Origin of the sequence: Polaribacter gangjinensis, assembly GCF_038024125.1 — a bacterium.
GTDB classification, from domain to species: Bacteria; Bacteroidota; Bacteroidia; order Flavobacteriales; family Flavobacteriaceae; genus Polaribacter; species Polaribacter gangjinensis.
Window position 1 is genome coordinate 736,485 of the sequence record NZ_CP150662.1, and the last position, 13,177, is coordinate 749,661.

Annotated in this window: 11 protein-coding genes and 1 tRNA gene; 7 read left to right on the forward strand and 5 right to left on the reverse strand. The window is 31.3% G+C overall.

All coding sequences use genetic code 11. From position 1 onward, the window contains the following. Window positions 1-15: 15 nt before the first annotated feature. Window positions 16-471: a thioredoxin-dependent thiol peroxidase gene (bcp, locus tag WHA43_RS03325; RefSeq protein WP_105045727.1), complete on the reverse strand. Its 456-nt coding sequence runs from the start codon at window positions 469-471 to the stop codon at window positions 16-18. Between the two features lie 102 nt (window positions 472-573). Between bcp and WHA43_RS03330 the strand changes: the two genes are divergently transcribed. Both WHA43_RS03330 and WHA43_RS03335 read left to right on the forward strand, forming a co-directional pair. Continuing rightward, window positions 574-1,005 carry a hypothetical protein gene (locus WHA43_RS03330; RefSeq protein WP_105045728.1) on the forward strand — a complete coding sequence of 144 codons (432 nt, stop codon included), beginning with the start codon at window positions 574-576 and terminating at the stop codon, window positions 1,003-1,005. 36 nt (window positions 1,006-1,041) lie between these two features. Further along, window positions 1,042-1,698 (forward strand): endonuclease III domain-containing protein, encoded by a 657-nt coding sequence (locus WHA43_RS03335; protein WP_105045729.1) that lies wholly within the window; start codon window positions 1,042-1,044, stop codon window positions 1,696-1,698. Window positions 1,699-2,011: 313 nt separating this feature from the next. Here the strand turns inward: WHA43_RS03335 and WHA43_RS03340 are convergent, their stop codons facing one another. After that, window positions 2,012-2,599, reverse strand: coding sequence for an RNA polymerase sigma factor (locus tag WHA43_RS03340; RefSeq protein WP_394372833.1), 588 nt, complete (start codon window positions 2,597-2,599; stop codon window positions 2,012-2,014). Window positions 2,600-2,815: 216 nt separating this feature from the next. On the opposite strand from WHA43_RS03340, the gene uvrA reads away from it, so the two are divergent. The 3 genes from uvrA to WHA43_RS03355 all read left to right on the forward strand — a co-directional run bounded on the left by uvrA (window position 2,816) and on the right by WHA43_RS03355 (window position 7,859). After that, window positions 2,816-5,605 (forward strand): excinuclease ABC subunit UvrA, encoded by a 2,790-nt coding sequence (gene uvrA / locus WHA43_RS03345; protein ID WP_105045730.1) that lies wholly within the window; start codon window positions 2,816-2,818, stop codon window positions 5,603-5,605. A 285-nt stretch (window positions 5,606-5,890) separates the two neighbouring features. Then, a protein-coding gene (locus WHA43_RS03350) for an IS3 family transposase (protein WP_226742795.1) occupies window positions 5,891-6,969 on the forward strand; the annotation gives its coding sequence in 2 pieces (ribosomal slippage) (window positions 5,891-6,152 and window positions 6,152-6,969; 1,080 coding nt in all). Between the two features lie 521 nt (window positions 6,970-7,490). Next, the gene (locus WHA43_RS03355; protein WP_105045731.1) at window positions 7,491-7,859 is read left to right on the forward strand and encodes a hypothetical protein; all 369 of its coding nucleotides are present in this window, start codon (window positions 7,491-7,493) and stop codon (window positions 7,857-7,859) included. 157 nt (window positions 7,860-8,016) lie between these two features. On the opposite strand, the gene WHA43_RS03360 is transcribed toward WHA43_RS03355, so the two are convergent. Both WHA43_RS03360 and bshB1 read right to left on the reverse strand, forming a co-directional pair. Next, window positions 8,017-8,092: transfer RNA gene (locus WHA43_RS03360), tRNA-His, on the reverse strand. A 56-nt stretch (window positions 8,093-8,148) separates the two neighbouring features. Further along, window positions 8,149-8,865, reverse strand: coding sequence for a bacillithiol biosynthesis deacetylase BshB1 (gene bshB1, locus WHA43_RS03365; protein WP_105047271.1), 717 nt, complete (start codon window positions 8,863-8,865; stop codon window positions 8,149-8,151). Between the two features lie 331 nt (window positions 8,866-9,196). Here bshB1 and pckA point away from each other — a divergent pair, with 331 nt between their 5' ends. After that, window positions 9,197-10,825 carry a phosphoenolpyruvate carboxykinase (ATP) gene (gene pckA / locus WHA43_RS03370; RefSeq protein ID WP_105045732.1) on the forward strand — a complete coding sequence of 543 codons (1,629 nt, stop codon included), beginning with the start codon at window positions 9,197-9,199 and terminating at the stop codon, window positions 10,823-10,825. A 78-nt stretch (window positions 10,826-10,903) separates the two neighbouring features. Here the strand turns inward: pckA and WHA43_RS03375 are convergent, their stop codons facing one another. Continuing rightward, window positions 10,904-12,064, reverse strand: coding sequence for a trans-sulfuration enzyme family protein (locus tag WHA43_RS03375; protein WP_105045733.1), 1,161 nt, complete (start codon window positions 12,062-12,064; stop codon window positions 10,904-10,906). Between the two features lie 237 nt (window positions 12,065-12,301). Between WHA43_RS03375 and WHA43_RS03380 the strand changes: the two genes are divergently transcribed. Further along, complete coding sequence (locus WHA43_RS03380; RefSeq protein ID WP_105045734.1) at window positions 12,302-13,177, forward strand: DUF808 domain-containing protein; 876 nt, start codon at window positions 12,302-12,304, stop codon at window positions 13,175-13,177.

Here is a 13,177-nt window from a genome sequence, read left to right on the forward strand (position 1 = left end):
TAAAAAGAATTAGACTTATTTTCCTAAAATCTGTGTTGCATGTTCTTTGGTTTTTACTTTTGCAAAAATCTCTTCAATAAAACCATTTTCATCTATTACAAATGTGGTTCTATGAATTCCATCAAAAGTTTTTCCCATAAATTTTTTAGGACCCCAAACACCATAAGCTTTGATTACTTCTTTGTCTTCATCAGCAAGTAATGGAAAAGGCAACTCATATTTGGTAGTAAAACTTTGTTGTTGCTTTGCAGCATCAGCACTTACTCCCACAATATCATACCCTTTTGCTAAAAATACAGTGTAATGATCTCTCAGATCACAAGCCTCTGCTGTACAACCTGGCGTATTTGCCTTTGGATAAAAAAACAATACTAACTTTTTTCCTAAATAATCCTGCAAACGGATGGTATTTCCAATTTGATCTTTTGCCTCAAAATTGGGTGCTTTGTCTCCTTTTTTTAGTGATGTCATCTGTAATTTGAATTTAATTTGAAAATAATTTCAAAAATAAGTCATTTGCCTTATTTAATTTCGAATAAATTCAAATTTAATTTGTGATTAAAAATATCAATTATGAGAAAACGTACCTTTTTAATCACTTTGCTAATGATTAACTCAATTACTTTTAGTCAAACTAAAAAATTCAAAGATATTGCAGAAGTTCAGGCTTTTACTAAAAAAACTGCCAATGATTTTTTAAATATGAATTTTGAAGTTGCCTTTAATGATATAAAACCTTACTGGGCACTTAGTGAAATTGAAGTCGATTCAATAAGAATCAAAACAGAGAGTTATAAAGATTATTTCATCTCTAATTTTGGTAAAAGTGTTGACGTTATCAAAGTAAAAGAGACTAATTTGAAAAATGTACTTTATAAAGAAGTCTATGCGATTCGATTTGAAAATTTTATACTAAGAATGAGAATTAGTTTTTACCAAAATAATATTGGTTGGGCAGTTAAAGGATTTGAATGGGATGATGATATTTATGCAGAATTAGATTAATCTGTTTAAATTTGTATTCCAATCAAATTTAAATTGATGACCAAACAAGAGCGCGTAAACTTTATCATTCAAAAATTACAGGAATTCTATCCAGAAATTCCCATTCCGTTAAATCACAAAGATCCCTACACTTTATTGGTAGCTGTCTTATTATCAGCACAATGTACTGATGTTCGAGTAAATCAAATCACTCCGATTTTGTTTGCAAAAGCAGACAATCCTTTTGATATGGTAAAACTCACTGTGGATGAAATCAAAGAGATTATCAAGCCTTGTGGATTGTCACCAATGAAAAGTAAGGGCATTTATGGATTGTCAAAAATATTGATTGAAAAATATGATGGTGAAGTTCCGCAAAGTTTTGAAGCTTTGGAAGCATTACCTGCTGTTGGCCATAAGACAGCGAGCGTTGTTATGAGTCAGGCTTTTGGAGTTCCTGCTTTTCCTGTAGATACTCATATTCACAGATTGCTTTTTCGTTGGAATTTATCGAATGGAAAAAATGTGGTGCAAACAGAAAAAGATGCTAAAAGATTGTTTCCTAAAGAATTGTGGAACGATTTGCATTTGCAAATTATTTGGTATGGACGTGAATATTCTCCTGCAAGGGGTTGGGATTTAGAAAAAGACATCATTACAAAAACGGTTGGAAGAAAATCTGTTTTGGATGAATATTACAAAGCAAAATCTTAACTAATTATCAGTTCTAAAGTCTTAAAGAAAAACTTTGCGAAAAACCTTTGCGACTTTGTGTTAAAAAAAATCATAAAAAAAGCCTCAACGTTTGTTGAAGCTTTTTCCACTCTTAATTCAAATTCAATTCAATGAAATTTTTTGATTTTGTTTTTACAATAGTTAGCGACTTGGAAAAATTAATCAAAAATTGAACTGTTTCTTTTCTAGGTTGCATCTGAATTTCAGATGACTTTTTGGAGTAAAGTTGCATCATATAGTGAATTTAACGACTTGATTATAAATCCTTAACGATACAATTTTATCTTTATTGTTAATTAATTAAAATAATTTTATGTTTTTCTATTAATTTTCTCATGTTGATGAGTGCATAACGCATTCTTCCTAAGGCTGTATTGATGCTAACACCAGTATTGTCGCTAATTTCCTTAAAACTCATGTCTCTATACATTCGCATAATCAACACTTCTTTTTGTTCTTCTGGCAATTCATTGATCAACTCTCGCACATCATCAAAAATCTGTTCTTGAATAATTTGTTTTTCAGCATTTAAGGAATCATCGCTGATGATTGAAAAAATATCAAACTCATCCGAATTTTTAAAATTTGGCATTCGGTTATTTTTCCTAAAAAAATCAATGATTAAATTGTGAGCAATTCGCATTATCCAAGGTAAAAACTTACCTTCTTCATTGTAATTTCCTTTCTTTAAAGTTTTAATTACTTTGATAAATGTATCTTGAAAAATATCATTGGCAACATCTTTATCTTTTACTTTACTATAAATAAAACTAAAGAGTCTTTGTTGGTGCTTATTGATTAAAATTTCTAAAGAAGATTCATCTCCTAAAATATAATTTTTGACTAATAAACTATCTGAAGTGACATTTGTACGCATCATAACTACTTTTTTTGAAAGAAAATTCTTTCAATTTTGATTAATTTGATATTAATTTTAAAAGTAGTTTTTTAGTATATGCGTCTTGTTTTGTGGTTATTACGTGGTCAAATATAGAATTATTTTTTAGACAAACAAATAATTTTAACAATTAGAAATAGAAACTTTTTTTAAGTAAATGATTTTATTGGTACTTTTATAGTTTATTTTTCGAAGACCATGAAGACCGATTTAGCGACTATAAATCCCAAAGAAAATATCATCATAAAAGGTGCAAAACTCCATAATTTAAAGGATATTGATGTTGTTATCCCTCGAAATAAATTGGTGGTAATTACTGGTTTATCTGGCTCAGGAAAATCTTCTTTGGCGTTTGATACACTTTATGCTGAAGGTCAAAGACGTTATGTAGAAAGTTTGTCATCGTATGCAAGACAATTTTTAGGAAAATTAGACAAACCAAAAGTTGACTATATCAAAGGAATTGCACCTGCAATTGCCATTGAACAAAAAGTAAATGCTACAAATCCACGTTCAACTGTAGGAACTTCAACAGAAATTTATGACTACATGAAGTTGGTATTTGCTAGAATTGGTAAAACCTTCTCTCCTATTTCTGGCAATGAAGTAAAAAAAGATTCGGTTTCTGATGTAGTGAATTTTATCAAAGAATTTGTTGATGGAACAAAATTATTATTGCTTTCTCCTATATATATACCAGAAAACAGAAATTTAGAAACGGTTTTTCAAGTTTTAGAACAACAAGGATATGCACGTATAAAATGGCAAGAAACTGTGTATAGAATTCCTGATTTTCCTCTAGAAATCTATAAAAATGAACCTATATATTTAGTTATTGACAGAATCATCACCAAAAATGACGAAGATTTTTACAACAGATTGGGTGATGCTATTCAAACTGCATTTTTCGAAGGAAAAGGCACTTGTTTTGTAGAAAATTTAGAAACTTCAAAAATTTTTGAGTTTAGTAATAAATTTGAATTGGACAATCTCTCTTTTTTAGAACCCAATACTCATTTATTCAGTTTTAACAATCCTTATGGAGCCTGTCCAACTTGCGAAGGTTATGGAAATGTCATTGGAATTGATGAAGATTTAGTTATTCCAAATACAGGATTATCCATTTATGAAGATGCAATTTTCCCTTTTAAAACAGATTCTTTCAGACATTACAAAGAAGATTTAGTGGCTGTTGCGTATCAATTTGATATCCCAATTCATAAACCTTGGTTCGAATTGACAGAAAAACAAAAAGAATTGGTTTGGAATGGAAACAAAAGTTTTCATGGCATTCACCACTTTTTTGAGGCTTTGGAAGAAAAAAGCTACAAAATTCAAAACAGAGTGATGCTTTCTCGTTATCGAGGAAAAACAAAATGTCAAACCTGTCAAGGAAAGCGCCTGCGAGTTGAGGCAAATTATGTAAAAATAAATGACAAAACTATTACAGATTTGGTAACTCTTCCTTTGAATGAGTTGGCTGCATTTTTTAAAAATTTACACCTCACTATATATGAAGAAATAGTTGCGAAACGATTATTGGTTGAAATCAAAAATCGCTTGCAATTTTTAAATGATGTTGGTTTGAACTATTTAACTTTGAACAGACCATCCAATACACTTTCTGGAGGAGAAAGTCAGCGAATTAATTTAGCAACTTCTTTAGGAAGTTCGTTGGTAGGTTCCATGTATATTTTAGATGAGCCAAGTATTGGTTTGCATCCAAAAGATACTGAGCGTTTGATTGGAGTTTTAAAAAATTTGCGCGATTTAGGAAACACAGTCATTGTTGTAGAACATGATGAAGACATCATGAAAGAAGCTGATTATATTATTGACATTGGCCCTGAAGCAGGAACCTATGGTGGAAATGTAGTTGCTGAAGGAAATTTTGATGAAATTTTGCAATCCAATTCGCTAACTGCAAAATATTTAAATAATCAACTTAAAATTGAAGTTCCTAAAAAAAGAAGAATTTCTAAAAATTCCATTCAAATTTTAGGTGCAAGAGAGCACAATCTTAAAAATATCGATGTTACATTTCCTTTGGAGTGTTTAACAGTAATTACAGGAGTTTCAGGCTCAGGAAAAAGCACCTTGGTTAAAAAGATTTTATATCCCATCATGCAGAAAAAAATAGCAGGTTATGGAGATAAAATCGGGCAACATACTGCTGTAAAAGGAAGTTATGAGTTTATAAAACATGTCGAATTTATTGATCAAAATCCCATTGGTCGTTCATCAAGATCCAATCCAGTAACCTATATCAAAGCTTACGATGACATTAGAACGCTTTTTTCAAATCAAAAATTGGCAAAAATCAGAAATTATCAACCAAAGCATTTTTCTTTTAATGTTGATGCAGGACGTTGTGAAGTATGTAAAGGTGAAGGCGAAGTAACCATTGAAATGCAATTTATGGCAGATGTTCATTTAGAATGTGATGCTTGCCATGGAAAACGATTCAAAAAAGAAATTTTAGAAGTAACTTTTGCTGAAAAAACGATTGATGATATTCTGAATTTAACCATTGATGATGCTGTATCATTTTTTACTGAAAATTCTGCTGGAAAAATTGCACAAAAACTAAAACCTTTGCAAGATGTTGGTTTGGGATATGTTACTTTAGGACAATCCTCTTCTACTCTCTCTGGCGGAGAAGCACAAAGAATTAAACTTGCTTCATTTCTAGTTAAAGGAGCAACCAAAGAAAAAGCCCTTTTTATTTTTGATGAACCTACCACTGGATTGCATTTCCATGATATTAAAAAACTATTAGCCTCTTTTAATGCTTTGATTGAAAATGGACACTCAATAATAGTCATTGAACATAATATCGAATTGATAAAATGTGCAGACTATATTATTGATTTAGGTTTGGAAGGTGGAATTAGAGGAGGAAATATTATTTTTCAGGGAACTCCAGAAGAACTTATAAAAAATAAAATTTCACTCACAGCTCCATATTTAAAGGAAAAATTAGGATAGAATATATTTTTGATTTCAAAAAACGTATCAAAGAAAACTCAATTCTTTGATACGTTTTTTTATTTTGAAGATTTTCAATCAAAAAAAATACTAGAGATTTTAAATTCAGAATTACTCATTTTGATATTATAAAATGAAAAAATCTGCCATAAAATATATTACAAGATTGTCAGATTTATATTCAAACTGTAAGCTTCCCCAAAATTCGGCCATTTAAAAATAGAATTCGACAAGCGACGAAGGAGCGCGTTCAGTAAAAATTATTAAATTTAAAGCCGAAAACTTATGAAGACAACCCAATTTACCGAAAACCAGATTGTTGCCATGTTAAAACAACAAGAGCAAGGAGTTAAAGTTACCGATATTGCCAGAGCCAATGGTATATCCGACAAAACGTTTTATCGTTGGAAAAGCAAATATGGAGGTATGGATGCCACAGAACTAAAACGCATAAAAGAACTAGAAGCAGAGAATTCAAAGCTCAAAAGAATGTATGCCGATTTAGCACTGATGAATCAAGCATTAAAAGATGTGATTGAAAAAAAGCTTTAACGCTTTGCGAGAAAAAAGAACTAGTCACTTACATCACAAGTAATTATGCTATAAGTGAACGTAAAGCGTGTAAAATAGTCACAGTTCCTAGAAGTAGCTTCAGTTACAAGGCGGTTGTTAAGCAAGATGATGTATTTATAAAACAACTTGATTTGCTGGTACAAAAACATGTAACCATTGGTTTTTGGCAAAGTTATCATCGCATACGAAAGTCAGGAACTCTTGTTAATCACAAAAAATTATATCGCATTTATACATCCATGAAATTAAATATAAGAAGACGTTCCAAGAAAAGATTACCTGCAAGAGTCAAACAACAACTATTTCAGCCAACGCAAATGAACGAAGTTTGGAGTATTGATTTTATGAGTGATTCTCTGTGGAATGGTAGAAGAATCCGATTATTAAACGTTATAGATGATTATAATAGAGAAGTATTGATGATTGAAACAGATACCTCATTACCAACACTAAGAGTTATTAGATGCTTAGCCCAAATAGGCGAACGTAGAGGATTACCAAAAATGATTAGGGTTGATAATGGTCCCGAATTTATAAGTGCAAAACTCGATAGTTGGTGCAAAGAAAATGAGATTAAACTCATATTTATCCAACCAGGAGAACCAACACAAAATGCTTTTATTGAAAGATTAAACGGGACTTTTAGAAGAGATATACTCAATGCTTACGTGTTTAAATCTATCCAAGAAGTAAAAGATATAAGCCAAGAGTGGATAAACGATTATAATTACAATAGACCACATAAATCACTTAAAAATAAATCACCAATTGAATACAGATTAAATGAATAAAATTCTATTTTTGAATGGATCGAATTTAAGGGAAGCTTACAAAACGCTGTCAACCTTTTTTAAAAATTGACAAAAATCAGGAAGAATTTGACTTTTTATACTCCACTTTAAGGTGATTTTGAATCAAATTTCAACATCATTTGTGGTATTTTTACCGCAAATCATAAAAAAAATGAAAATATTTTCATTTTTTTTCACTTCCATTGTTAAATTCATGGTAAAACCTGTTAAAATTTATCATTTTTCACATATAATTTCGTTAATTTATTTAATTCAATACTTTATATAATTATATTTAATTTATTATAAATCAATATTATAATTTTTTATATATAAATGATTGATTTAAGGATTGAAGAAATTTTGTATATACTCAAAAAGAAGTAAAATCACTCAAAATTGATTCAAAATATTACTATAAATTACAAAATTTAGATGAATTTATGACTAAAATTGAAAATATTTTTCAGCACTTACATTGTTTGTAGATTTTTTTTACTACATTTGTTGACCCCTTTACAATGAAACGTGCAGATAAAGAAAGAGCAGAAAGAGTAATTATGGTTTTTAATGATACTGGTTTAAATCAAAGACAGTTTTCCGAACTCATTGGAGTTTCTCAACAACTTGTCAGCGCTGTAATCAACTTCACCAAAAAACCAAATGAAACGATTTTGCTCGGAATTATCGACAATATAAAAGAAATAGATCCAATGTGGTTGTTTACTGGCGTTGGAAAGTATAGAAATAACTATGTACCCCTAACTGAAGTTCAATCCCCTATAGAATTTCATATTCAAAGCATAGTTAGAAAACAATTTGAAGAATTATCAAATGGTATTCTTCAAAGACTATCAAATATTGAAGAGTCTGTTAAAAAATCTAATTAACTAAAGTACCCCTAGAGTTAATCAGACAAACAGAACTGTTAAATACAAAGTTCCCTAGCTTTTTATTTAAATTGACATCTTCAATATTTGATATTTTTTTAAAAAAAATCCCCAAAAACAAAAAACCTTCTTGAAAAATCAAGAAGGTTTTTTTGTTGGGTGGAAGACCGGTTTCGAACCGGCGACCTCTAGAACCACAATCTAGCGCTCTAACCAGCTGAGCTACAACCACCGTATATAACTTGCGGGTGCAAATATAATTTATTTTCGAATACTCAAAAAGAAAATCTTAAATTAATTTACTAAAATTTTCAACTGCCACAAAACGTTCAGTTGTAAACCCTTCTGCAGATTCCACATCTATCAATCTTCCTAAATCTCTTGCTCGATATACAATACTGTCTATGAAGTTTTTACTGGTAATTGGGGTTTCTGGCTCAGTACTTTTAGGATCGTAAAATTGAGAAGTATAAGCCATTACTGAAGCTACTTTTTTATCTAAAAAACCTGAAACGTTTACCACAAAATCTGGTTCAATATTTTTCCATTGGATGTAATGATATACTTGTTTTGGGCGCCAACGATCTTGAATCTTGCCATCAACAGTAGTTTTAATCTTTATCAAGCCACTTAAAAAGCAGGCATCTGAAACCAATTTACTTCCTTTTGAATGATCTATATGTCTATCGTCAATAGCATTACACAACACTATTTCAGGTTGGTATTTTCGAATCATTTCAATAACTTTCAACTGATGTATTTTATCATTTACAAAGAATCCGTCAGCAAAATCTAAATTTTCTCTAACACAAACTCCTAATATTTCTGCAGCTTTTGTGGCCTCTTTTTGTCTTATTTCAATAGAACCTCTTGTTCCTAATTCACCTCTCGTCAAATCGATAATGCCTACTTTTTTTCCTAGCCAAATTTCTTTGGCAATGGTTGCACCACAACCCAATTCAACATCATCAGGATGTGCACCAAAAGCAAGTATGTCTAGTTTTATCATAGTTTAATAATAATTATTGTGAATTAAACGATTCTTAAAAGTCATTTTTGAGGACTTTCAATATGTTTTCATTTGTCAAAAATAGACATTTCAAAGAAAGTTTTTACATAAATATCAAACTAATTGATTATGGTTTTTAGAAAAATCAATAATCGATTAAAAGCTTTTAAAAATTCATAAAAATATTGAATTTCAGTGTTTTATGATATTTATCATAAAAATACTTCCTTTAGTAGAGTACTTTTATAACACTATTCAAAGTCAATGAAAACCCACTTTAACCCCTAAATTGACTTTCTTCAATAGCATTAAATAATATCTATGTACTATGGAAACAATCAATCAAATAAAAAAACCAAGTTTACGTCAATATGGTATAAAAAATGCAAAAGTATTTTGGGATTTACCCCCAAATGAATTGCAAAGAATCACGACTGAAAAAAGAATGGGTGTTGAGACAAAAAACGGAACATTAGCCGTTAATACAGGTAAATTTACAGGAAGATCGCCTCAAGACCGATTTATCGTAAAAGACAATTACACTGCTAATAAAGTTTGGTGGGGAAAAATTAATAAACCATTATCATCAGAAAACTTTGATAAACTTCAACAAAACGTTGTTGAATACTTATCAAATAAAGAATTGTATGCAAGTGATGCTTTTGTTTGTGCTGCTCCCGAATTTAAAACTAATATCAGAACCATTGCAGAATATCCTTGGTCAAGTATGTTTGTATATAACATGTTTTTACGACTTTCAGAAGAAGATCATGAAAACTTTCAAGAAGATTGGTTGATTCTTTGTGCGCCAGGTTACATTTGTGAAAATCCTGAAGCATATGGCATTAGACAAGGCAATTTCTCAATTTTAGATTTCACTAAGAAAATTGCCTTGATTGGTGGATCAGCCTATACTGGAGAAATGAAAAAAGGAATCTTTTCTGCTTTAAACTTGATATTGCCAATTGAAAGAAATGTATTGCCAATGCATTGCTCTGCAAACGTTGGTGAAGCTGGTGATACCGCTATTTTCTTTGGATTATCAGGAACTGGAAAAACTACATTATCAGCTGACCCTAAAAGAAAATTGATTGGTGATGATGAACATGGATGGACAGCTGATAATACTATTTTTAATTTCGAAGGTGGCTGCTATGCCAAAGTAATTGATTTAACAGAAGAAAAAGAACCTGATATTTTCAGAGCAATTAAACCCGGAGCAATTTTAGAAAACGTTGTTTTTGATGAGAATGGTGAAGTAGATTTTGCCGATTTTTCTATCACACAAAACACGCGAGTTAGTTATCCTATTTATCATATAGATAATATTCAAGAACCTTCATTTGCAGGCAATCCTACCAATATTTTCTTTTTAACGTGTGATGCTTTTGGGGTCTTACCTCCTATTTCAAAATTAACGCCTGGTCAAGCTGCCTATCATTTTATTTCTGGGTATACTGCTAAAGTTGCAGGAACTGAGGCTGGCATAACTGAACCTGTTCCTTCTTTTTCTGCTTGTTTTGGTGAACCTTTTATGCCTTTACATCCCACAAAATATGCTGAAATGTTGAGCAAAAAAATGACAGAAGCTGGCGTAAATGTTTGGTTGATAAACACAGGTTGGACAGGAGGTCCATTTCGAGTTGGCTCTAGAATTAAATTGAGATACACAAGAGCAATGATTACTGCTGCTTTGGAAGGAAAATTAGATGAAGTTGATTTTGAACAACATCCTATTTTTGGATTGTTTATGCCAAAATATTGTCCTGGAGTTCCTACAGAAATGTTAGACCCTATGAATACTTGGTTGCAAAAAGGAGCTTACATAGGCAAAGCAATTCATTTGGCTCACTTTTTTCACTTGAATTTTGAAAAATTTGCGAATGAAGCTTCTAAACAAATCATTGAAGGAGGCCCATTAATTGACGAACACCATAATTTGTCTGAGCATATTTAAAGTTTGTATTATTAATTATTTGAATTGAAAAGAGCGGTTTTCACCATAAAAACCGCTCTTTCTAATGGTATAATTAAGCTATTTCTTCAGCGTTTTTTCTATAGCAAGTTCAATATCAGCAATTAAATCTTCAGGCTCTTCTATGCCTACTGAAAATCGAATCAACCCATTCTTAATACCTCTTTCCAAACGCTCTTGTTCACTTAATAAAGCGTGAGTTGTTTGCACTGGACTTACAGTTGTACTTTCTAATCCTGCTAAACTCATAGAAGGTTTTATCAACTGTAAATTGCGTTGAAATTGCATGGCATCAATATGACTTTTCAACTCAAAAGATAACATGGCCCCAAATCCCTTCATTTGTTTTTTAGCAATTTCATATTGAGGATGACTTGGCAATCCTGGATAATACACTGCGTCAATATGCTCGCTTTTTTCTAAATATTCAGCCATGATTTGCGCATTTTTGGTTTGTTCTTTTACACGCAAATTCAAAGTTTTCATACTACGCTCTAACAGCCAAACTGTTTGATCACTCAAATTTCCTCCGTAGTTAATGGCTGTTTCCCAAATTTTAGCAATATGTTCTTTGCTTGCTGCAATAGCTCCAGCAGAGATATCAGAGTGACCTCCCATGTATTTGGTGGCTGAATGCAACACAATATCAATTCCAAAATCAGCAGGATTTTGATTGATAGGTGACGCAAATGTATTGTCAATCATGGTAATTATTTGATGTTGTTTCGACAAATCTGCAATTGCTTTCATATCTGTAATTCCCAACAACGGATTAGATGGTGTTTCAATATACATCACCTTTGTATTTGGACGAAGTAAAGGCAAGAAATCTTCAATTTTGTCAGATTCTGTGAACGAATATTCAATTCCAAATTTCTCAAATTCATTCACCATAAAGTTAAAAGTACCTCCATAAATTACTTGTTGCACAATTACGTGATCACCATTTTGCAGAAATGCAAACAACGCTGCTGAAATGGCAGCCATTCCAGAACTAAAAATCAAAGCATCTTCTGTGTGCTCTAAAACTGCAATTTTTTTATGCAACATTTCTTGATTTGGCGTGTTGAAATATCTTGGATAACGTTTGATATCAACGCCATCAAAAGCATAAGAAGTTGATGGATAAATGGGCGAAACTGCGCCTTTAAATTGTTCATCTTTTACTTCGCCAATATGAACACAGGTTGTGTTGATTCCGAATTTTTTAGTGCTTTTCATGAAACTAATTTAGGATGGCTAAATTACTAAATTCCATTGGAATCTTATGAAAAAGCTTTTTTGACTTGAATTAAATTATGACACGAATTACACTAATTCCACAAACTAGAATTATTTTTAATTTCACAAATGGTTGAATAACGGAAATACAATGTTTCAAAGAATTTTTTAAAGGAAAACAGCTAAAAATTGTAATATTCAGTTGCCATACTTCCTATATTTGCATAAAAAAAACGAATGGCTTCAGGAATATTTTCTTTGTTAGATGATGTAGCAGCATTGATGGATGATGTAGCAGCAATGAGTAAAATTGCAACCAAAAAAACTGCGGGTATTTTAGGAGACGATTTGGCTGTAAATGCTGAAAAAGCGATGGGATTTGTATCAGATCGCGAAATTCCTGTTATTTGGGCAATCACTAAAGGTTCGTTTGTAAATAAATTAATAATTCTTCCAGTTGTATTTATTTTAAATGCTTTGTATCCACCAGCTATTATTGTTATTTTAGTGATTGGAGGTTTGTATTTGGCATATGAAGGAGCTGAAAAAATATTCGAATTTTTTGTACCCCATCCAAAAGAACAAGAAACCGAACAAATAACAGAAGTGACTCCTGAGCAAGTGATTGCTTTCGAAAAAACAAAAATTAGCTCAGCCATTCGTACTGATTTTATTTTATCATTAGAAATCGTCATTATTGCCATAGGTACTGTTACAGAAGCACCTTTTATCAAACAACTTTTGGTGGTAACTATAGTGGCTTTAATTGCAACTGTTGGCGTTTATGGCATTGTAGCATTGATGGTTAGAATGGATGATGCAGGATATAAATTGATAAAAAAAGGTACTGATAAAAGTAAATTGTTAGTGTCTTTTGGTAGCATTTTAGTAAAATCTTTACCCATAATTATTCGTTTGTTGGCTGTTTTAGGAACATTAGCCTTGCTATTGGTTGCAGGTGGAATTTTTGCACATCATATAGACTTTTTTCATCACATGTTAACATCATTACCTGCAACGCTAAAAGAATTTATAGTTGGTTTAGGAGTAGGTTTTGTGATATTGCTTTTTGTACTAGCTTTCCAGAAAATTAAAAATTTGGTAACTTCGTAA